General features: G+C 73.9%; 17 protein-coding genes. 11 read left to right on the top strand and 6 right to left on the bottom strand.

What is annotated here, in order from left to right:
* The first annotated feature begins 156 nt into the window (after positions 1-156).
* The 3 genes from ilvA (at position 157) to OSB71_RS09765 (ending at position 3,500) form a co-directional block, all read left to right on the top strand.
* Positions 157-1,374 carry a threonine ammonia-lyase gene (ilvA, locus tag OSB71_RS09775; protein WP_265946523.1) on the top strand — a complete coding sequence of 406 codons (1,218 nt, stop codon included), beginning with the start codon at positions 157-159 and terminating at the stop codon, positions 1,372-1,374.
* Between the two features lie 213 nt (positions 1,375-1,587).
* Entirely contained in the window at positions 1,588-2,631 is a 1,044-nt protein-coding gene (locus OSB71_RS09770) for an ATP-binding cassette domain-containing protein (RefSeq protein ID WP_265946521.1), read from the top strand.
* Positions 2,632-2,636: 5 nt separating this feature from the next.
* On the top strand, positions 2,637-3,500 hold the full coding sequence (locus OSB71_RS09765; protein ID WP_265946734.1) for an ABC transporter permease: 864 nt from the start codon (positions 2,637-2,639) through the stop codon (positions 3,498-3,500).
* Between the two features lie 97 nt (positions 3,501-3,597).
* Here OSB71_RS09765 and greA read toward each other — a convergent pair whose 3' ends face one another.
* Positions 3,598-4,095 (bottom strand): transcription elongation factor GreA, encoded by a 498-nt coding sequence (gene greA / locus OSB71_RS09760; RefSeq protein ID WP_265946519.1) that lies wholly within the window; start codon positions 4,093-4,095, stop codon positions 3,598-3,600.
* A 379-nt stretch (positions 4,096-4,474) separates the two neighbouring features.
* Positions 4,475-4,915, bottom strand: a complete 441-nt coding sequence (locus tag OSB71_RS09755; RefSeq protein ID WP_265946517.1) for a DUF4307 domain-containing protein — start codon at positions 4,913-4,915, stop codon at positions 4,475-4,477.
* Positions 4,916-5,013: 98 nt separating this feature from the next.
* Between OSB71_RS09755 and mca the strand changes: the two genes are divergently transcribed.
* Together mca and OSB71_RS09745 are read left to right on the top strand one after the other, a co-directional pair.
* Complete coding sequence (gene mca, locus OSB71_RS09750) at positions 5,014-5,886, top strand: mycothiol conjugate amidase Mca (protein WP_265946515.1); 873 nt, start codon at positions 5,014-5,016, stop codon at positions 5,884-5,886.
* A 4-nt stretch (positions 5,887-5,890) separates the two neighbouring features.
* On the top strand, positions 5,891-6,118 hold the full coding sequence (locus OSB71_RS09745; protein WP_265946513.1) for a hypothetical protein: 228 nt from the start codon (positions 5,891-5,893) through the stop codon (positions 6,116-6,118).
* A gap of 294 nt (positions 6,119-6,412) precedes the next feature.
* Here the strand turns inward: OSB71_RS09745 and OSB71_RS09740 are convergent, their stop codons facing one another.
* Positions 6,413-9,712, bottom strand: a complete 3,300-nt coding sequence (locus OSB71_RS09740; protein WP_265946511.1) for a tetratricopeptide repeat protein — start codon at positions 9,710-9,712, stop codon at positions 6,413-6,415.
* Between OSB71_RS09740 and OSB71_RS24625 the strand changes: the two genes are divergently transcribed.
* The gene (locus tag OSB71_RS24625; protein WP_416237231.1) at positions 9,711-10,106 is read left to right on the top strand and encodes a nucleotide-binding domain-containing protein; all 396 of its coding nucleotides are present in this window, start codon (positions 9,711-9,713) and stop codon (positions 10,104-10,106) included. The genes OSB71_RS09740 and OSB71_RS24625 overlap by 2 nt on opposite strands.
* 235 nt (positions 10,107-10,341) lie before the next feature.
* On the opposite strand, the gene OSB71_RS09735 is transcribed toward OSB71_RS24625, so the two are convergent.
* Complete coding sequence (locus OSB71_RS09735) at positions 10,342-10,908, bottom strand: Uma2 family endonuclease (RefSeq protein WP_265946510.1); 567 nt, start codon at positions 10,906-10,908, stop codon at positions 10,342-10,344.
* Positions 10,909-11,106: 198 nt separating this feature from the next.
* Between OSB71_RS09735 and OSB71_RS09730 the strand changes: the two genes are divergently transcribed.
* From OSB71_RS09730 to OSB71_RS09720, 3 genes are all read left to right on the top strand, one after another.
* Entirely contained in the window at positions 11,107-13,152 is a 2,046-nt protein-coding gene (locus tag OSB71_RS09730) for a thioredoxin domain-containing protein (protein ID WP_265946509.1), read from the top strand.
* A 177-nt stretch (positions 13,153-13,329) separates the two neighbouring features.
* Complete coding sequence (locus tag OSB71_RS09725) at positions 13,330-14,541, top strand: pyridoxal phosphate-dependent aminotransferase (RefSeq protein ID WP_265946508.1); 1,212 nt, start codon at positions 13,330-13,332, stop codon at positions 14,539-14,541.
* An 81-nt stretch (positions 14,542-14,622) separates the two neighbouring features.
* Positions 14,623-15,048: an SCO4983 family protein gene (locus OSB71_RS09720; RefSeq protein ID WP_265946506.1), complete on the top strand. Its 426-nt coding sequence runs from the start codon at positions 14,623-14,625 to the stop codon at positions 15,046-15,048.
* Positions 15,049-15,157: 109 nt separating this feature from the next.
* On the opposite strand, the gene OSB71_RS09715 is transcribed toward OSB71_RS09720, so the two are convergent.
* Positions 15,158-16,984, bottom strand: coding sequence for a phosphoenolpyruvate carboxykinase (GTP) (locus OSB71_RS09715; RefSeq protein ID WP_265946504.1), 1,827 nt, complete (start codon positions 16,982-16,984; stop codon positions 15,158-15,160).
* 279 nt (positions 16,985-17,263) lie between these two features.
* Here OSB71_RS09715 and trhA point away from each other — a divergent pair, with 279 nt between their 5' ends.
* A complete protein-coding gene (gene trhA, locus OSB71_RS09710) occupies positions 17,264-18,100 on the top strand; it encodes a PAQR family membrane homeostasis protein TrhA (RefSeq protein ID WP_265946502.1) in 837 nt (278 codons plus the stop codon).
* A gap of 16 nt (positions 18,101-18,116) precedes the next feature.
* Here trhA and OSB71_RS09705 read toward each other — a convergent pair whose 3' ends face one another.
* Positions 18,117-19,451, bottom strand: coding sequence for an alanine racemase (locus OSB71_RS09705; protein WP_265946500.1), 1,335 nt, complete (start codon positions 19,449-19,451; stop codon positions 18,117-18,119).
* Positions 19,452-19,527: 76 nt separating this feature from the next.
* On the opposite strand from OSB71_RS09705, the gene OSB71_RS09700 reads away from it, so the two are divergent.
* Positions 19,528-19,953, top strand: a complete 426-nt coding sequence (locus tag OSB71_RS09700) for a RidA family protein (RefSeq protein WP_265946498.1) — start codon at positions 19,528-19,530, stop codon at positions 19,951-19,953.
* The last annotated feature ends 92 nt before the right edge of the window (positions 19,954-20,045 follow it).

The following is a 20,045-nucleotide window of genomic DNA, read 5'->3' as shown; positions in this document are numbered from 1 at the left end:
GGCGGACGCGTCCCACGCCGACCGGCTCGCGGCGGTCCGCGGCGGCCCGGCGGGGGGCCCGCGAAGCCCGGCAGCGGCGCGGTCGCCGACGGTACCGGGCGTCGCGGGGGGCCGCAGCGGTCGAGGGCCGCGGTGGACGCTGCCAGACTGGCGAGCATGGTCGACACTCCGCATGAGCCCACGCTTGACGACGTACGGGCCGCCCACAAGGCGCTCGGCGGGATCGCCCGCGTCACGGCGCTGGAGGGCAGCCGCCACCTGACCGAACTGCTCGGCTCACCCGTGCACCTGAAGTGCGAGAACCTCCAGCGCACCGGGTCGTTCAAGATCCGCGGCGCCTACACGCGGATCGCCGCGCTGCCGCCCGAGCGGCGCGCGAAGGGCGTCGTCGCCGCGAGCGCCGGGAACCACGCGCAGGGCGTCGCGCTGGCGGCCGCGCTGCTGGGGGTGCCGGCCACGGTCTTCATGCCGGTCGGCGCGCCGCTGCCGAAGCTGGCGGCCACCCGCGGCTACGGCGCGCGGGTGCGGCTGCACGGGCAGGTGGTGGACGAGGCGCTGGAGGCGGCCACCGCGTACGCCGAGGAGACGGGCGCGGTGTTCATCCACCCCTTCGACCACCCCGACATCGTCGCCGGGCAGGGCACGGTGGGTCTGGAGATCCTGGAGCAGTGCCCCGAGGTGCGCACCGTCGTCGTCGGCGTGGGCGGCGGCGGGCTGATCGCGGGGATGGCGCTCGCGGTGAAGGCGCTGCGCCCGGACGTGCGCGTCGTCGGCGTGCAGGCCGAGGGCGCCGCCGCCTACCCGCCCTCCCTGGCCGCCGGGCACCCGGTGGCGCTGGCGGGCGCCACCACGATGGCCGACGGCATCAAGGTGGGGCGGCCGGGGGACGTGCCGTTCAAAATCGTTGGCGAACTGGTCGACGAGATCCGTACGGTTTCCGAGGACGCCCTCTCCAGCGCGCTGCTGCTGTGCCTGGAGCGGGCGAAGCTCGTCGTGGAACCCGCCGGGGCGAGCGCGGTGGCGGCGCTGCTGAGCGAGCCGGACTCCTTCGAGGGGCCGGTGGTGGCGGTGCTGTCGGGCGGCAACGTGGACCCGCTGGTCATGCAGCGCACCCTGCGGCACGGCATGGCGGCCGCCGGGCGCTACCTGTCGCTGCGGCTGCGTCTGTCCGACCGGCCGGGGGCGCTCGCGGCGCTGCTGGCGGAGTTGTCAGTGGCCGACGCTAACGTCCTCGACGTGAGCCACGTCCGCACCGATCCGCGGCTCGGACTCGACGAGGTGGAGGTGGAACTGCACCTGGAGACGAAGGGCCCCGAAGACTGCGCCGAGGTGACGGCGTCGCTGCGCCGGGCCGGTTACACGGTGCGCGACTGACGCGTCCGACGCGCGTGCCGGTACGGGGGCGCGCGGGCGCGCGGCCCACTCGGCGGCCACGGCCGTCGGCGACTTCGGCGGCACGGGAAACGCGACAGTGACGCGATACATCGCGTGCGCTACTGTGGCGCGCAGCACCACGGGTCGGATGTCGGCGCGAGCCGGCGGACCTACCATTTCGAACAGATCCCCGAAGTTGGGAGAACACGCAACATGCCAGGCGCCATTCACGCCGAAGGTCTGGTGAAGACGTTCGGCGACGTCAGGGCACTGGACGGTGTCGACCTCGACGTACCCGAAGGCACGGTGCTCGGCCTGCTCGGCCCGAACGGCGCCGGCAAGACGACGACCGTGCGGGTGCTGACCACCCTGCTGCGGCCGGACAGCGGCAGAGCGGAGGTCGCCGGGCTCGACGTCCTGCGGCAGCCCAACGAGGTGCGCCGCTCCATCGGCCTGTCCGGCCAGTTCGCCGCCGTCGACGAGTACCTGACGGGCCGGGAGAACCTCCAGATGGTCGGGCGGCTCTACCAGATGCCGGGGCGGGAGGCGAAGAAGCGGGCCGACGAACTGCTGGAGCGCTTCAACCTCGCCGACGCCGCCGACCGCACGGCCAAGACCTACTCGGGCGGCATGCGACGCCGCCTCGACCTCGCCGCGGCGCTCGTCGTCAGCCCGCCGGTGATGTTCATGGACGAGCCCACCACCGGGCTCGACCCGCGCAACCGGCAGGCGCTGTGGGACGTCATCCAGAAGCTCGTCGCCGGGGGCACCACGCTGCTGCTGACCACGCAGTATCTGGAGGAGGCCGACCGGCTGGCCGACGACATCGCCGTCGTCGACCACGGGAAGGTCATCGCCCGCGGCACGTCGGACGAGCTCAAGCACCGCACCGGCGGGGAGCGGATCGAGGTCGTCGTGCACGAGCGGGACCGCATCGAGGACGCCCGGCGCATCCTGGCCCCCCAGGGCAAGGGCGAGGTCAGCCTCGACCAGCACACCCGCCGGCTGACCGTGCCGGTATCCGGCGGCGCCAAGCTGCTCGCCGAGGTCATCCGCGAGCTTGACGCCTCCGGCATCGAGATCGACGACATCGGTCTGCGCCGCCCCACCCTGGACGACGTCTTCATCTCCCTGACCGGCCACGCGGCCGTGGTCAACGACGCCGGCACCGACCCCGAGGGCGACGGGGACGGCGATTCCCGCACCGCCACCGCCGCGCGCGGTACCGACCCGAAGAACCCGGAGGTAACCCAGTGAGCACCATGGCCGACGCGCCCGGCACGTCGCGGCAGGCCGTGGCCCCCCGGGGCCGCGGCGGGATCGGCCAGTCCGTCACGGACTCGCTGATCGTCGCGAAGCGCAACCTCATCCGGATGGTGCGCATCCCCGAAGTGATCATATTCGGGCTGTTCCAGCCGATCATGTTCGTGGTGCTGTTCAGCTACGTCTTCGGCGGGTCCATCAACCTCCCCGGGGCCGGCGTGAACCCGGACGACTACCGCGGGTTCCTGATGGCGGGCATCTTCGCGCAGACGGTCACCTTCGCGACCGCCGGCGCGGGTGCGGGCATCGCCGAGGACATGCACAAGGGCCTCATCGACCGCTTCCGCTCGCTGCCCATGGCGCGTGGCGCGGTGCTGACCGGGCGCACGCTGGCCGACGCGGTGCAGACGGCGCTCACGCTCGTCGTCCTCGCGGTCGTGGCGCTGCTGGTCGGCTGGCGCGTGGAGGAGGGGATACTCAAGGCGCTCGGAGGCTTCGGCCTGCTGCTCCTGCTGGGCTACGCGTTCACCTGGATCGGCGCGCTCATCGGCCTGTCCGTCCGCACCCCGGAGGCGGCGACCTCGGGCGGCCTGGTGTGGCTGTTCCCGCTGACGTTCATCTCCGTCGCGTTCGTCCCGTCGCAGAACATGCCGACCTTCCTCGCGCACATCGCCGAGTGGAACCCGTTCAGCGCCACCGTGATGGCGGCCCGCGAGCTGTTCGGCAACCTGCCGGCCGGCTACCCGGTGCCCGACGCCTGGCCGATGCAGAACCCGGTGCTCGCCTCGCTCCTGTACTCCGTGGTGATCATCGTCCTCTTCCGCACGCTGGCCGTGCGCAAGTACCGCTCGTCGGCGGGCTGACGCGGAGCCGCCGCGCGGGCCGGGCCTGCCCCGCCCGCGCCCGGCACACCGAAGCCCCCGGCCGATCCGGCCGGGGGCTTTCCGGGTGCGTGGGCGCTCAGCCCCCGTAGGGCTTGGCGTCGAGGACCCGCACCGAAGCCGTCTTGCCGTTGGGCAACTCGTACTCGGCGTCCTCGCCGACCTTCTTGCCGTTCACGCCGCTGCCCAGCGGGGACTGCGGCGAGTACGTCTCCACGTCCGCGCTCGGGTACTCCCGCGAGGCGAGGAGGAAGGTGAGCGTGTCGTCGGGGTCGCCGTCGAAGGCGATCGTCACCACCATGCCGGGAGCCACCACACCGGTGTCCGCCGGAGCCTCGCCGACCTGCGCGTTCTCCAGCAACTGCTTGAGCTGGCGAATCCGCAGCTCCTGCTTGCCCTGCTCCTCCTTGGCCGCGTGGTAGCCGCCGTTCTCACGCAGGTCACCCTCTTCGCGGGCCTCCTCGATCTTCTTCGCGATCTCGGTGCGTGCGGGACCCGACAGGTGCTCCAGCTCGGCCCTGAGCTGGTCGTACGCCTCCTGGGTGAGCCAGGTGACGTTGTCGCTGGTCTGGGTCACAGGTGCTCCTTGCAGGTACTCGGGATATAAAGCAACGCCCTGCCCAGGATGGTTCGTGACTGGGCGGGCGAAACATCGACCATAACAATTTCCGCTGAAAACGGAAGACGGGGAAGCGGTGAGTGTCGACAACCTCACACACGGTGCTCCGGCGGCGCCCCGCGCACATCCCGCGCGCGATCCGCTCGTGCTCCGGGCGGGTGCTCCGGCTCGAAGGCCCGCGTCGGCGGGGGAGGCTCCGGCGTGGGCCGGGACACTGCGGCTCGCACCCGGCTCGGGTCCGGCTCAGCGCCGACCCGGCCGCGGCCCGGACGCGGACGGCCGCTCCCGGCCATCCTCCCGCATCCGCCGCCGTCCGTCAGCCCCCGGCGGGGCCCCGTCAGCCGGACAGGGGTTTGCAGCCCAGCAGCTCCGTGGCGTACGCCTCGCGCGTCGTGCGCAGCGTGACGACCCGGTCGATCCGGCTCTCGCCCGCCTCGAAGGTGTAGTCCGCCCGTCCGACCTCGGCCTTGTCCTGGGCCAGCGCGCGCAGCGAGCACACCCCGGTGACGCCGGACTCCTTGCGGACCTCCAGGTGGGCCTGGATCTCCGTCTCCGACACCGGGCTGTACTTGATCACCTCACCGCTCACCGTGCCGGCCGCGGCGACGTAGGAGAATCCGAACCAGCCCAGCACCGCGAGCCCGCAGGCCCCGGCCACCGCGCCGGCGACGCGCAGCACGCGGTCGCGGCGGGCGTCGTCGGCGCCGGAGCGCCCGTACCGGCCGGGCGGCACCCGGGCCGGGCCGGAGGCGCTGGCGGGGTCGTGCGGTGCGGCCATGGGTCACGTCCGGCGGTGAGGGGAGGGAATTTTCGGCATGCTACGTCCGTCACTATAAGAGCCGTGTTCCGACACCAGGTAACGAGGATCGAAGAGCCTTGAGTGAGCAGCTCCGACTGATGGCCGTGCACGCCCACCCCGACGACGAGTCGAGCAAGGGTGCGGCCACCATGGCGAAGTACGTGTCCGAGGGGGTGGACGTGCTGGTCGCGACCTGCACGGGTGGTGAGCGCGGCTCCATCCTCAACCCCAAGCTTCAGGGTGACGCCTACATCGAGGCGAACATCCACGAGGTCCGCCGCAAGGAGATGGACGAGGCCCGCGAGATCCTGGGCGTCAAGCAGGCGTGGCTGGGTTTCGTCGACTCCGGGCTGCCGGAGGGCGACCCGCTGCCCCCGCTGCCCGAGGGCTGCTTCGCCCTCCAGGACGTCGACGAGGCGGCCGGGGCGCTGGTGCGGCTGATCCGCGAGTTCCGCCCGCACGTGATCACCACGTACGACGAGAACGGCGGCTACCCGCACCCCGACCACATCATGACCCACAAGATCTCCATGGTCGCCTTCGACGCCGCGGCCGACCCCGACCGCTACCCGGAGGCCGGCCCCGCCTGGCGCCCCCTGAAGCTCTACTACAACCAGGGCTTCAACCGCTCCCGCACCGAGGCGCTGCACGAGGCCCTGCTGGAGCGCGGCATGGAGTCGCCCTACGGGGAGTGGCTCAAGCGCTTCGACGAGTTCCAGCGTCCCGAGCGCACGCTGACCACCTACGTGCCCTGCGCCGACTACTTCGAGATCCGGGACAAGGCGCTGATCGCCCACGCCACGCAGATCGACCCGGACGGCGGCTGGTTCCGGGTCCCGATGGACGTCCAGCGGGAGGTGTGGCCGACCGAGGAGTACGAGCTCGCGAAGTCGCTCGTGGACACCACCATCCCCGAGGACGACCTGTTCGCGGGCATCCGGGACAATTGAGCCCATGAGCGCTACGCAGGCCCTGCTGACCTCCCCCTACTCCGCCCCGCTCGTCACACTCGCCGAGGAGCTCGACGAGAACAAGGTGACGCCCGGCGTCCTGGGGTTCATCGTCTTCGCTGTGATGGGGCTGGCGGTGTGGATGCTGATGAAGTCACTCAACCGCCACATGCACCGCGTCGACTTCCCCGAGCCCGACGCGCCCGAGGGCGGCAAGCGCACGGAGGCGTGACCCGCCGCCGGGCCGGACGCTCCACCGACCCGGGACGCCGCCGGGCCGGAGCGCTGTGGGGCCTGAGTGCTGCCGGGCCCGGGGCGCTGGGGGCCGGAGCGCCGCCGGTCCGGGACGCCGCCGGCCCGGCGCGTCCGGAACGGCGTGACGGCCCGCGGTGACCGGGGCGCGTGGCGCCGGGTGGGCCCCGCGCGGCGCTGACCGCCCGGGGCGGTGCCGGGTGGTGCGCGTGCGTCGTCCCGGGGTCGGCCCCTGGGGCGGGCGGCGCCGTCGGCCGGGCCCGGGGTGTGGGGGTCAGGTGTCGGCCACGGCGACGCCCATCACCTCGCGGGAGTGGCGGGTGGGCACCATGCCCAGGTCCCACACCCGCCACCCCTCCTCGACCTCCACGCCGCGCTCCAGCATCAGCGCGTACGCCTCGGCGCTGTCGGCGAGCACCGGGTCGCGGTGCGGGTGGTCCTCGCGCAGCAGCTCCGCGAGCTCCTCCTGCGCCACCGCCGAGCCCACCACCGAGCCGCCCGGAGAGGCCAGCGGCAGCAGGGTGCAGCGCAGGAAGCGGGCCCAGTCCGCGCCGCGCCGGTCGGGGACGGCCGCCCCGGGCGCGTCGTAGCCGGCCGTGAACAGGGCGTGCGCCTCGTTCGTCAGCTCCAGCGCCTGCGCGAGCTTGCCGTTGCCCGCGTCGATGACCGCCAGCTCCAGGCAGGACCACGCCTCGCCGTGCGCGACGCCGATCCGCTGGAAGTCCCCGCGCGCGTCCTGGAGGAGCTGCCGCGCGAAGCCGCTGTTGCGCAGCGAGCCGGAGGACGCCGCCCGCTGGTCGCGGCTGACGCGGCCCAGGTGGTGCCGGGCGCAGGCCAGCCCGTAGACGTCCCGCATGCGGCTGAACGCCGCCCGGGCGCGCTCCAGCTCCTGCACGGCACCGGCCTGGTTGCCGTTCTCCTCCAGCGCCAGGCCCAGGTAGTGCTGCGTCCACGCCGTGCCGCGCGCGTCCTCGCTCTCCCGGTGCCGCACCAGCGCGCCGTGCAGCTCCTCCACGGCCTCCGACGCCTCGCCCGCGTACAGCCGGACCCGGGCCAGCTCCGTCAGCGCCCACGCCTCGCCGCGCCCGTCCTGGCTGCGCCGGTAGCCGTCCAGCGCCGCCTGCAACTCGCCCTCGGCCGCCCCGGCGTTCCCGGCGCGCAGCAGCGTCTGGCCGAGCTGGAAGTGGGCCCAGGCCTGGCCGTGCACGCTCTCACTGGACCGGTGCCCGTCCAGCGCCTCGCGCAGCAGTGTCAGCGCCTCCGCGAGCCGGCCCCGGTCCCGTTCGACGGCGGCCAGCGCGTGCAGCGTCCAGGCCCGGTCGCCGCGCAGCCCCTCGCCCGACTGGAGCTCCAGCGCCTCGCGCAGCTTGGCCGACGCCTGCGGGAGCTGACCCTGGTGGTGCAGGGTGATGCCCAGCTCGCGCAGGGTCCGCGCGGCACCGGCCTGGTGATCGGCCTCCAGGTACAGGTCGACGACGGAGGAGAGCGTGCTGTGCGAGCGGTCCAGCTCGCCGAGCTGCCGGGCCGCCACGCCGGTGCGCCACTGCACCGAGCGGGTCAGCAGGCCCTGGTCCACCGCTTCGGCCAGATCGCTCAGCTCGCCGAGCCGGTAGAGGTCCCCGTGCAGCAGGCAGTAGTCGCACAGCGCCCCCAGCAGGTGCAGCACCGCCGACTGGTCCACGGCCGGGTCGACGTGGCGCAGCGCGGCCGTGATGAAGCTGGACTCCTCGTCCAGCCAGCGCAGCGCCGCCTCCAGCGAGGTGAAGCCGTGCCCGCCGAAGTGGCCCGTGGCCCGGGTGGAGGTCTTGCCGTCCACCATGCGGATCACGGTGTCGGCCAGCTCCGCGTAGGAGCGGATCAGCCGCTCCTGGGCGGCGGCCCGGGCGGCGGCCTCCTCCTCGTCCAGCAGCCGGGCGAGGGCGAAGCGCCGCACCAGGCCGTGCAGCCGGTAGCGCCGGCCGCGCACGTGCTGGATCAGGCCGGCCGCGGCCAGCGCCTCCAGCTCGCGGGCGGCCGCCGGCTCGGCGGAGTCCAGCAGCGCGGCGGCGGCCGCCGCGCCCAGGCTGGCCCGCCCGGCCAGCGCCAGCCGCCGCAGCAGCCGCCGCCCGGTCTCCGACTGGTCGCCGTAGCGCAGCGCGAGCGCCCGCTGCACCGGGTCGACGGCCTCGGGCGGGCCCTGGGCGGCCAGCCGGCGCGCGACGGCGCCCGCGTCGCCCTCGGCCGCGAGCGCCGAGCCCGCCAGACGCAGCCCGAACGGCAGCCCGCCGCACCAGGTGGCGACCTCCTCGAACGCGGCGGCGTCGTAGGGCACCTCGGCGCGGGTGCCCTCCGCGTCGGGTGTGGTGGCCAGGGTGCGCAGCAGCTCCTCGGCACCGGCGGCGTCCAGGCCGCCCAGTTCCAGGTGGTGCACCCAGGCCGGCAGCTCCGGCGGCAGCTCCAGCGGCCGCGTGGTGGTGACGACGACCAGGCTGTCCGAGCGCTCCGGGACGAGGGTGGCGACCTGCGCCGGGTCCGTCGCGTCGTCCAGCACCACGGTGACCGGCACCCCGGCCAGGTGCTTGTGGTACAGCTCGGCCAGCCGCCGCACCTGCTGCTCCTGCGCGGGCCGCTCGCGCCCGGACCCCGAGCCGCGGAACAGCAACTGCTCGCGCGGCGCGCCCAGCCGGTTCAGCAGGTGCAGCAGGGCGTCCCGCGTCCCCAGCGGGGTGCCGCTGGCGCTGTCCCCGCGAAGGTCCACCAGGCACGCGCCGCGGAACTGGTCGCGCAGCTCGTGCGCCGCGCGCACCGCGAGCGCCGTGCGGCCCGACCCCGGGGTGCCGTGCAGCACCACCACCGTCGGCCGCGTCCGGGTGCTGGCCCGGGCCTGGTGGACCCACTGCGCGATCCGCGCCAGCTCCGCCTTGCGCCCGGCGAACGGCTCGACGGGGGCGGGCAACCGCGTGAACGACTGCGCCAGCACGGTGCGCCGCCGGGCCGCCGCGCTGCGGTCCTGGCCGCGGAGCTGCGGCTGCCGCCCGGCGCTCTCACCGCGCTGGGCGGCCGTGCGCGGCGCGGTGATGCGCTGCTGCTCCAGGTACGGGCGGACGCCGCGCACCTCCAGCGCCGTCAGCCACGCCAGCCGCAACTGCTCCACGCCGCCGGGCTGGTTCCGCGCGCCCGCACCGGACTGCGCGTCCCACAGATGCGCCGCCACGCCCTGCGCGAGCGCCCCGACCGTCCCGGCGACGGCGACGACCAGGGCCGCCCCCAGCGCCTGCCCGGACCCGTACTCGCGGTCCCACAGCATGATCGCCACCGCGGCGCAGACGAGCGCCCCGGCGGCCGGGCCGAGCGCGGGCGCCGAGAACCGGTCGGCCAGCCGCCGCGGCCCGGCGGTGTCCAGGGCCCGGACGTACGCGCCGTACTCCTCGCCAGCCCGCGCGGCGATCTCGTCCAGCGCCGCCCGCCCCCGCGCGAGCAGCACCGCGCCGTCCGTCGCACCGCCGCGCCGCACCTCCTCCTCCACGGCCCCGGCCAGCACGCGCTCGGCGTCCGCGCGGTGACCCTCCCTCAACTCCGTCACTACCCCCGGCATGTGCGCGCCTCCCAGTCGACGACCACCCTTAGTCTTCCGCGTCACCGCACCCGCCGACACCCCGCGCACGCCCTCGCCCCGGGAGCCCCGGCGCCCACCCGCGCCGCACGCCCCGCGCACGCCCCCCCCCGCGAGCGGCCGCACGGTGGCGGGGCGACGGAACCCGGGGTTCGCCGTACCCGGCGGGGCGTCGTGCAGGATGGGGGCATGGCCAACCGACTCGGCGGCGAGAGCTCGCCCTACCTGCTCCAGCACGCGGACAACCCCGTCCACTGACCACGGACCACGGATCTATGAGCGCACCAGGTATCGGGGTCGGCATTACGTGGAGGTATGGATCGTCAAGGACGGCAAGGTCGTCGCCCGCGGTCACCACGACGTAGTAATCCGCTGACGACACCACGCCGTCAGAGTGATGGGCATGAAGCGGGGGCGGCTCCCCACGCGGCTCGTCCCCGGCGAGAACGTACAGATCGACACCTGGTTGAAGCTCTGCGTCTTCCCTCCGGACCGTTTACGACGGGTCCGGGCCGAGCTGGGAGGGGCGCTGCCCAGAGGCCCCCGGTGGCGAACATGTCTTGGCCCACAGGACATCGGAGGCGCCGAGGGCGCGGGCGATTCCTCGTTGCTCACAGGGTCCCAAGGCCGACCGTGACAGGGAATGGCACGGTGGCCTTCACGGTGCCGGTGAACACCTCGCCGTCCCGGTAAGCCCTGTTGGCTGGGTCGAGGACGTAGGTGTAGACGATCGGAACGCCGGTGGCGGACTGCTCGATGCGCCAGTAGAAGGGGATGCTGGCTCTGGCATATTGGTCCACCTTCACGATCCGGTCGGTGGTCTCCGAGCCGGGCGACACGACCTCGACGACCAGGAGTACGTGTTCGGGGCGGGTGGGCGTGACGTCGATGGTCTCCGCCCGGTAGACGGTGACGTCCGGACGGCGGTTGGTGAGTGGGACGTCCTGCAGGCGGACGTCGAAGTCCGTGTCGGCGTTCCAGTCCGGGCCCGCAGCGGCGTCCAGGGCATTGGCCAGGATCCGCGCCAGCCGGTTGTGCCGCTTGGAGGCGCTCGGGCTCACGACGACCATCCCGTCCACGATCTCGATGCCGGCGCACTGCTCCTCGGACCAGGAGTCGTACTGCTCCGCGCTGATCTGCGTGTGCATCCACGCGGGCGCCACCATCTCGGCGGTCATGGCGTACCTCCTTCGAAGGAGCCTCGGCAGGTCCAGCGCCGTTGCGCCCAGCGTACTGTTCCGAGGGGCCGGGCCGCCCGGCCGGAGTGGCACCGAGTCGCCCACCACGTGGTGGCGTACACGTGCGTTTTTGGCCAGGCGAGGCGTGCTCCTGGAGGTTTCGCCGGTCGCGGCAGGCGTTGTGAGAGGCTGGGGCGTATGAACCGGTTGGCTGGTGTGACCTCGCCGTATCTGCTTCAGCACGCCGACAATCCGGTCGACTGGTGGCCATGGGAGACGGACGCGTTCGAAGAAGCCAGGCGGCGCGATGTCCCCGTGTTCTTGAGCGTCGGCTACAGCTCGTGCCACTGGTGTCACGTGATGGCGCACGAGTCGTTCGAGGACGCGGAGACGGCCGCCTACCTGAACGAGCACTTCGTCAGCGTCAAGGTGGACCGCGAGGAGCGGCCGGACGTGGACGCGGTGTACATGGAGGCCGTGCAGGCGGCCACCGGCCAGGGCGGGTGGCCGATGACCGTCTTCCTGACGCCGTCGGGCGAGCCGTTCTACTTCGGCACCTACTTCCCGCCCGCGCCCCGGTCGGGGATGCCCAGCTTCCGCCAGGTGCTGGAGGGCGTGCGCGGGGCGTGGGCCGAGCGGCGCGGCGAGGTCGACGAGGTGGCCGGGCGGGTGGCCGGCGAGCTCGCCGGGCGGACGATCGCCTACGCCGAGGGCACCGCGCCGCGGCAGCCGGGCGAGGCCGAGCTGGCCGACGCGCTGCTGGGCCTGACGCGGGAGTTCGACGCCGTGCGCGGCGGCTTCGGCGGCGCGCCGAAGTTCCCGCCGTCGATGGCGCTGGAGTTCCTGCTGCGGCACTACGCGCGCACCGGGGCCGAGGGTGCGCTGCAGATGGTGCGGGCCACCTGCGAGGCGATGGCGCGCGGCGGCCTGTACGACCAGCTCGGGGGCGGTTTCGCCCGCTACTCCGTGGACGCGGAGTGGGTGGTGCCGCACTTCGAGAAGATGCTCTACGACAACGCGCTGCTGTGCCGGGTCTACGCGCACCTGTGGCGGGCGACGGGCTCGGGTCTGGCCCGCCGGGTGGCGCTGGAGACGGCCGACTTCCTCGTGCGCGAGCTGCGCACCGGGCAGGGCGGGTTCGCCTCGGCGCTGGACGCCGACAGCGACGACGGCACCGGCCGCCACCGCGAGGGCGCCTACTACGTGTGGACGCCCGACGAGCTGCGCGCCGCGCTGGGCGAGGCGGACGCCGAGCTGGCGATGCGGTACTACGGCGTCACCCAGGAGGGCACCTTCGAGGAGGGCGCCTCCGTCCTCCAGCTCCCGGACACCCCCGACGGCCCGGTGGACGCCGACCGGATCGCCGCGGTGCGCGAACGGCTGCTGGCCGCCCGCGCGCGGCGGCCGCGGCCCGGGCGGGACGAGAAGGTGGTGGCCGCCTGGAACGGGTTGGCCATCGCCGCGCTCGCCGAGACCGGCGCCTACTTCGGCCGCCCGGACCTGGTGGACGCCGCGGCGGCCGCCGGGGACCTGCTGGTCGCCGTGCACACCGAGCAGCGCGGCGGCGAGCTGCGCCTGGCCCGCACCTCCCGCGACGGGGCCGCCGGCGCCAGCGCGGGTGTGCTGGAGGACTACGCGAGCTGCGCCGAGGGCTTCCACGCCCTGTACGCGGTCACCGGCGACACGGCCTGGCTCGACCTGGCCGGGCTGCTGCTGGAGACCGTCCTGGCCCGCTTCACCGCACCCGACGGCACGCTGTTCGACACCGCGGACGACGCCGAGCGGCTGATCCGGCGCCCCCAGGACCCCACGGACGGGGCGACGCCGTCGGGCTGGACCGCGGCCGCCGGCGCGCTGCTCACCCACGCGGCCTACACCGGCGGCGCCCGGTACCGGGAGGCCGCCGAGCGGGCGCTCGGCGTGGTGGCGGCGCTGGGCGCGCGGGCACCGCGGTTCATCGGCTGGGGGCTGGCCGTCGCCGAGGCCGCGCTGGACGGGCCGCGCGAGGTGGCCGTCGTCGGCGCCGAGGGGGACGCGGAGACCGCCGAGCTGCACCGCACGGCGCTGCTGGCCGCCGCGCCCGGCGCGGCGGTGGCGGTGGGCCGGCCCGGTGCGGAGGAGCCCGCGCTGCTGGCCGGGCGCGGGCTGCTGGACGGGCGCGCGGCGGCGTACGTGTGCCGCCACTTCACCTGTACGGCCCCCACGGCCGACGTGAAGACGCTCGCGGCCCAGCTCCGCGCCTGACCGGGCGTCAGCCCGCGCGAGGGGCGCGACCCGGGCGTGACCTGGCACGATCCGGCCGGTTCCGGCGTTCCCCGGCGGCGCGGGCCGGACGGGCGCGCCGGGTGGCGGACCGTCCGGGCGCGGGCCGTGGTGAAAACCACAGGGCGGCCGGACGGCGCCGGTCGTAGGGTGGCGGGCATGCAGGTGATCCAGTCCACGAAGCTCGCCAACGTCTGCTACGAGATCCGGGGTCCGGTGCTTGAGGAGGCGACGCGGCTGGAGGCGGCAGGTCACCGCATCCTCAAGCTGAACACGGGCAACCCGGCGGTGTTCGGCTTCGAGTGCCCCCCGGAGATCCTGGAGGACATGCTCCGCAACGTCGGCAGCGCGCACGGCTACGGCGACGCGAAGGGGCTGCTGGCGGCCCGCCGCGCGGTCATGCAGCACTACCAGACCAAGGGCATCCAGCTCTCCGTGGAGGACGTCTACCTCGGCAACGGCGTCTCCGAGCTGATCCAGATGGCTATGCAGGCGCTGCTGGACGACGGTGACGAGGTGCTCGTCCCGGCGCCGGACTACCCGCTGTGGACGGCATCCGTCTCGCTGTCCGGCGGCACGGCCGTGCACTACCGGTGCGACGAGCAGGCCGACTGGATGCCGGACCTCGCGGACATCGAGCGCAAGATCACCGACCGCACCAAGGCCCTGGTGATCATCAACCCGAACAACCCGACGGGCGCCGTCTACGACGAGGAGATGGTGCGCGCCCTGACCGAGATCGCGCGCCGGCACCGGCTGGTGGTCTGCTCGGACGAGATCTACGACAAGATCCTCTACGACGGCGCCGTGCACCACCCCACCGCCGCCGTCGCCCCGGACCTGCTCACCCTCACCTTCAACGGGCTGTCCAAGGCCTACCGGGTGGCCGGCTACCGCAGCGGCTGGCTCGCGGTGTGCGGCCCGAAGGCGCACGCGCAGAACTACATCGAGGGCCTGACGGTCCTGGCCAACATGCGGCTGTGCGCCAACATGCCGGCGCAGCACGCGGTGGCCACGGCGCTGGGCGGGCGGCAGTCGATCAAGGACCTGGTGCTGCCGGGCGGGCGGCTGCGCGAGCAGCGCGACGTGGCCTACGACCTGCTCACCCAGATCCCGGGCGTGACGTGCGTGAAGCCCAGGGGCGCGCTGTACGCGTTCCCCCGGCTGGACCCGAACGTGTACAAGATCAAGGACGACCGGCAGATGGTGCTCGACCTGCTGCGGGCCGAGAAGATCATGATCGTGCACGGCACGGGCTTCAACTGGCCGGAGCCGGACCACTTCCGGATCGTCACGCTGCCCCCGGCGCGGCAGCTCGCGGACGCCGTCCAGCGCATCGGCACCTTCCTGGACGGCTACACCCAGCCCTGAACCGGATGCATGCTGCATCGACTACAACTTTAGACAGAGTCCAAGTTAGGATGGTCTTCTGTAGACGCCAGGAGGCCATCCATGTACGAACCGATCCGCGGCAAGTCGGTCCACTCCCTGGCGGAGGACCGCACCGATCGCAGCCCGCACCGCTCCCGCGAGGAGGAACTGGACATCCGGCTCGCCGGACACCTCACCGCGCTGCTGACCGTCACCGACGAACTGCGCGTGCTCACCCCGCGCACGGAGCTGGACGCGGCCGCGCACGAGCTGGCCGACCAGGTGGCGCGGCTGCGCGGGGGCGCCCCGCTGCGGGCCGAGCCGAGCGCGCCGGAGGCCAGCGCCGACCGGGTGGAGGGGCTGCACCGGCGGGCGCACACGCTGGCCGGGAACGCGCTGGTGGTCGCCACGGCCCGGGGGGACGCCCAGGGCGAGGCGCTGGCCGCCGCCCGGCTGGAGGCGCACGCCGCCGCGCTGCACGACCGCGTCAGCCCCTCGGCGGCGTGACCCGGCTTCGCGTCGGAGCACGGAGCCGGGCCGGTGGCCGGTGGTCGGCGGGGCCGGGGGCCGGGCGCCCGCACGCCCGCACGCGTCCGGCCCCCCGGCCCGCGCCTCCTCAGCCCAGGCGGGCGACGAGCGCGCGGTACTCGTCCCACAGCTCCTTGGGCGTGTGGTCGCCGAAGGTGTTCAGGTGCTCGGGCACGAGGGCGGCCTCCTCGCGCCAGACGTCCTTGTCCACCGTCAGGAGGAACTCCAGGTCGGTGTCGGACAGGTCCAGGCCCGCCGTGTCCAGCGCGCCCTTGGCCGGGACGGTGCCGATGGGGGTCTCCACGCCCTCGGCCTCGCCGTTCAGCCGGCCCACGATCCACTTCAGCACGCGGCTGTTCTCGCCGAAGCCGGGCCACACGAACCGGCCCGCCTCGTCCTTGCGGAACCAGTTCACGTAGTAGATCCTCGGCAGCTTCTCCTGGTCCGGGGCCTGCTGGCCGACCTTGATCCAGTGGGCCATGTAGTCGCCCATGTTGTAGCCGCAGAAGGGCAGCATCGCGAACGGGTCGCGCCGCAGCTCACCGACCGAGCCCTCGGCCGCCGCCGTCTTCTCGGAGGCCACGTTGGCGCCGAGGAAGACCCCGTGCTGCCAGTCGCGGGACTCGGTCACCAGCGGCACGGCCGAGGCGCGGCGCCCGCCGAAGAGGATCGCGGAGATCGGCACGCCCCTGGGGTCCTCCCACTCCGGGGCGATGGTCGGGCACTGCGCGGCCGGGACGGCGAAGCGCGCGTTGGGGTGGGCGGCCGGGACGCCGGAGTCGGGCGTCCAGTCGTTGCCCTTCCAGTCCGTGAGGTGGGCGGGCGGCTCGTCGGTCATGCCCTCCCACCACACGTCGCCGTCGTCGGTGAGGGCCACGTTGGTGAAGACCGTGTTGCCCCACAGGGTCTTCATGGCGTTGGCGTTGGTGTCCTCGCCGGTGCCGGGGGCGACGCCGAAGAAGCCGGCCTCGGGGTTGATGGCGTACAGGCGGCCGTCCTCGCCGAAGCGCATCCAGGCGATGTCGTCGCCGATGGTCTCGACCGTCCAGCCCGGGATGGTCGGCTCCAGCATCGCCAGGTTCGTCTTGCCGCAGGCGGAGGGGAAGGCGGCGGCGATGTACTTCGGCTCGCCCGTGGGCGGCGTCAGCTTGAGCACGAGCATGTGCTCGGCCAGCCAGCCCTCGTCACGGGCCATGACGGAGGCGATGCGCAGGGCGTAGCACTTCTTGCCCAGCAGCGCGTTGCCGCCGTAGCCGGAGCCGAAGGACCAGATCTCGCGGTCCTCGGGGAAGTGGGAGATCCACTTCTCGTCGTTGCACGGCCACGGCACGTCCTCCTCGCCCGGGGCGAGCGGGGCGCCCAGGGTGTGCACGGCCTTGACGAAGAAGCCGTCGCTGCCCAGCTCGTCCAGCACCGGCCGGCCCATGCGCGTCATGGTGCGCATGGAGACGGCGACGTAGGCGGAGTCGGTGATCTCCACGCCCAGCGCGGACAGCGGCGAGCCCAGCGGGCCCATGCAGAACGGGACGACGTACATCGTGCGGCCGCGCATCGAGCCGCGGAAGACGCCCTGTTCGCCGGCGAAGATCTTGCGCATCTCGGCCGGCGGCTTCCAGTTGTTCGTCGGGCCCGCGTCCTCCTCCTTCGTGGAGCAGATGAAGGTGCGCGACTCCACGCGGGCCACGTCGCGCGGGTCGGAGGCGGCGTAGTAGGAGTTGGGGCGCTTGACCGGGTCGAGCCGCGTGAAGGTGCCCTTCTCGACGAGCTCCCCGCACAGGCGCTCGTACTCGGCCTCGGACCCGTCGCACCACACGACGCGGTCGGGCTGGGTGAGGGCGGCGATGTCGTCGACCCAGGCGATGAGTTCTCGGTGCTGGGTGGGGGCTTGGGTGGGAGCCGCAGTACTGCGCGCCACAATCGCTCCAGAGGTGTGGGATGAGGGTTGTGTGCCCGCCCGCCGATCGCTCGGCGGGCGGGTTGTTGTGCTTCGGCCCCGTGGGGGCTGCGACCCGGACGCTGCGGCGATGCTCATCCGGTGTCGACCACGCTCATCTGATCATGGCCTCATTGCTCGTATGTGTCCAGGGTGCCCACAGGTGAGCATCACCACTCCGCAAGTAGCACGGAGTACACCGCGAAGCCGGGTGGTAAACCCCACTCCGTCACCTACGGGGCCGTAGGTACGCTGAGCCGCATGACTGCTGCCGCGCCGCCCGACCCCGGTTCCGCACCCGGTCCCGACTCCGGCCCCGCAGCCGGTTCCGCGCCAGGGGCCCCCTCCGCCCCCGGGCCGGGGTCTTCGTCCGCCGCGCGTGGGACCGCCGCCGCGGGCCCGCCCCCGGCCGGGCCGCCCGCCGACCTCGGCCCCGGAACCGCGTCGCTCCCCGCCGCGCCGCCGCTCAAACCCCGGCTGCGCGGCTGGCTGCACGCCGGCATGTTCCCCGCCGTGCTCGCCTCCGGGATCTTCCTCACCGCCCTGGCCGACTCCACCCGCGGCCGCGTGGCCTGCGCCGTCTACACCCTGACGGCCTGCCTGCTGTTCGGCGTCAGCGCCCTGTACCACCGGGGCAACTGGAGCCCGCGCGTCGGCGCCGTGCTGCGCCGCCTGGACCACGCCAACATCTTCCTGATCATCGCCGGCACCTACACGCCGCTGACGATCCTGCTGCTCGACGGGCACCGCGGCGACCTGCTGCTGTGGGGCGTGTGGGGCGCCGCCGCGCTGGGCATAGCGTTCCGCGTGCTGTGGGTCGGCGCGCCGCGCTGGCTCTACACGCCGTGCTACATCGCCATGGGCTGGGCCGCCGTCTTCTTCCTCCCCGACTTCCTGCGCACGGGGGGCCTCGCCGTGCTCGTCTGCGTCGTCGTCGGCGGCCTCCTCTACAGCGTGGGCGGGATCGTGTACGGCATCAAGCGGCCCAACCCCTCGCCGCGCTGGTTCGGCTTCCACGAGGTCTTCCACTCCCTCACCCTCGCCGCCTTCGCCGCCCACTACGTGGCGATCTCGCTGGTGGCCTACCAGCACGCGTGAGGGGCGCGGGGCGGCGTCAGAAGAACGTGCGGACGTAGTCCACCACCGTGCCGTCGGCCGCGACGAGCGGGATGAGCTGCCAGCGGTCGAAGACCGTGCACGGGTGGGACAGCCCCAGGCCCACCCAGTCCCCGACGGCCAGCTCGGTGCCCTCGGCGACGTCGAGCCAGGCGTGCTGGTCGGACAGGCGCGTGACCGCGAGCCCGGCGGCCGGGCGCACCGCGCCGGTGTCCAGGGAGCGGACCAGCTTCGGCACCGGCAGGTGCAGGTCCTGCGGCGCGTCCCGCTTGCCCGCGTTGACGAACGCCTGCCCCCGCTCCGGGCGGGAGACCACCTGCGCCCACAGGGTGAACGCCGCGCGCAGCCCACCCTCGTGCGGCACCCGGTTGAACGGCGTCAGCCGCGCGTACTGCACGTCGTCGTGCGAGACGTAGGCGCCCGAGCGCAGCAGCTTCAGCACCGGCACCGACAGCGGCTGCCCGAACTCCTCCAGGACGCCGGTGACCGCGTCGAACCAGGCGCTGCCGCCCGCGCTGACGATCACCTCGTCGAGACCGTCGAACAGCCCCCGCTCGTCCAGCGCCACGGCCAGCGCGGCCAGCCGCCGGGTCCACGCGGCCACCCGGCCGGCCGACGGCTCCGGCATGTCCGCCTCGTACCCCGCCACCCCGGCCAGCCGCAGCACCGGCGAGGCCGCGACCGCCCGGGCGACCGCCACGCACCGCTCGGCGTCCCGCGCGCCGGTGCGCGACCCGGCCCCGGCGCCCAGCTCCACCACCACCTCCACCGGGCGGGGCGCCCCGGCCAGCGCGGCGTCCATCAGCGCCACGCCGCGCTCGGAGTCGGCGTAGCACACGAGGCGGAACCCGGGGTCGGCCGCGAGCGCTCCGGCCACCCAGCGCAGGGCCGCCGCGTCCACCAGCTCGTTCGCCAGGAACACCCGGCGCACGCCGAACGCCTGGCACACCCGGGCCTGCGCGACGGTCGCCACGGTGATCCCCCACGCCCCGCGCTCCACCTGCCGGGCGAAGAGCGCGGGGGCCATCGACGTCTTCCCGTGCGGGGCGAAGGCCAGTCCGTGCCGGCCCGTGTAGCGCTCCAGCGCCGCGAGGTTGTGCTCCAGGGCGTCGGCGGACAGGGCCAGCACGGGTGTGGTGAAGCCGCCGTCGAACAGCGCGCGCCGCTGCGCGGCCAGCTCGCCGACCGTGCGGCCCGCGGCGTCCGGCGGCAGCCCCTTGAACCGGTGGTCCACCCGCTCGTGGGCCACCGCGGCCAGCGCGTCGACCCCGTGCGGCGCGAGGGCGTGCGGCCGCGGGTCCGGCCGAGGTGGCGTGTCCGGCTGCTGGGTCATCGTGGCGTCCGTCTCTCCCGGGAACACTGACCCTGGGCACTATCCACCATCTCCCCACCGCGACCGAAGGACGGACATGACGCAGCGCCCCGCCGAGCGGCACCCCAAGACCGCCCTCACCCCCGCCACCCACACCGCGCCGCCCGCCCGGTTCAGCCACGGCGTGCGCAAGGGGCCCGTGCTCCAGGTCGCCGGGCAGGTCGGCTTCCTGCCCGCCGAGTCCGGCCGGCCGCCCACGCCCGCCGGGCCCACCCTGCGCGAGCAGGCGCTCCAGACCCTGGCCAACGTCGAGGCCGTGCTCACCGAGGGCGGCGCGCGCTGGGAGGACGTCGTCATGGTCCGCGTCTACCTCACCGACCCCGACCACTTCGCCGAGTTCAACCGGCTCTACGACGCCTACCTCGCCGACCGCGTGTCCGTGCCCTCCGCCCGCACCACCGTCTACGTCGGCCTGCCCGCCGGACTGCTCGTGGAGATCGACGCCCTCGCGGTGCTCGACTGACGCGGGCCCGTCACCGGTTCGGCGTAGCGCGGGCGGTGAAACCGTAACCGGCGGGCGGCGCGCCAGTTCCCCGTACCGAAGGAGCGACCACC

It is taken from the genome of Streptomyces marinisediminis (genome assembly GCF_026262575.1).
Taxonomy (GTDB): Bacteria; Actinomycetota; Actinomycetes; order Streptomycetales; family Streptomycetaceae; genus Streptomyces; species Streptomyces marinisediminis.
This window is presented reverse-complemented; position numbering and strand designations above follow the sequence as displayed.

Excerpts from the sequence above, each read along its gene's own strand:
- OSB71_RS09765 (WP_265946734.1), top strand. The coding sequence starts at position 2,637 with ATGGCCGACGCGCCCGGCACGTCGCGGCAGGCCGTGGCCCCCCGGGGC.
- trhA (WP_265946502.1), top strand. The coding sequence starts at position 17,264 with ATGACTGCTGCCGCGCCGCCCGACCCCGGTTCCGCACCCGGTCCCGAC.
- OSB71_RS09740 (WP_265946511.1), bottom strand. The coding sequence starts at position 9,712 with ATGCCGGGGGTAGTGACGGAGTTGAGGGAGGGTCACCGCGCGGACGCC.
- OSB71_RS09755 (WP_265946517.1), bottom strand. The coding sequence starts at position 4,915 with ATGGCCGCACCGCACGACCCCGCCAGCGCCTCCGGCCCGGCCCGGGTG.
- OSB71_RS09730 (WP_265946509.1), top strand. The coding sequence starts at position 11,107 with ATGAACCGGTTGGCTGGTGTGACCTCGCCGTATCTGCTTCAGCACGCC.
- OSB71_RS09745 (WP_265946513.1), top strand. The coding sequence starts at position 5,891 with ATGAGCGCTACGCAGGCCCTGCTGACCTCCCCCTACTCCGCCCCGCTC.
- OSB71_RS09720 (WP_265946506.1), top strand. The coding sequence starts at position 14,623 with ATGTACGAACCGATCCGCGGCAAGTCGGTCCACTCCCTGGCGGAGGAC.
- OSB71_RS09735 (WP_265946510.1), bottom strand. The coding sequence starts at position 10,908 with ATGACCGCCGAGATGGTGGCGCCCGCGTGGATGCACACGCAGATCAGC.
- OSB71_RS09725 (WP_265946508.1), top strand. The coding sequence starts at position 13,330 with ATGCAGGTGATCCAGTCCACGAAGCTCGCCAACGTCTGCTACGAGATC.
- OSB71_RS24625 (WP_416237231.1), top strand. The coding sequence starts at position 9,711 with ATGTGCGCGCCTCCCAGTCGACGACCACCCTTAGTCTTCCGCGTCACC.
- OSB71_RS09770 (WP_265946521.1), top strand. The coding sequence starts at position 1,588 with ATGCCAGGCGCCATTCACGCCGAAGGTCTGGTGAAGACGTTCGGCGAC.
- ilvA (WP_265946523.1), top strand. The coding sequence starts at position 157 with ATGGTCGACACTCCGCATGAGCCCACGCTTGACGACGTACGGGCCGCC.
- OSB71_RS09705 (WP_265946500.1), bottom strand. The coding sequence starts at position 19,451 with ATGACCCAGCAGCCGGACACGCCACCTCGGCCGGACCCGCGGCCGCAC.
- OSB71_RS09700 (WP_265946498.1), top strand. The coding sequence starts at position 19,528 with ATGACGCAGCGCCCCGCCGAGCGGCACCCCAAGACCGCCCTCACCCCC.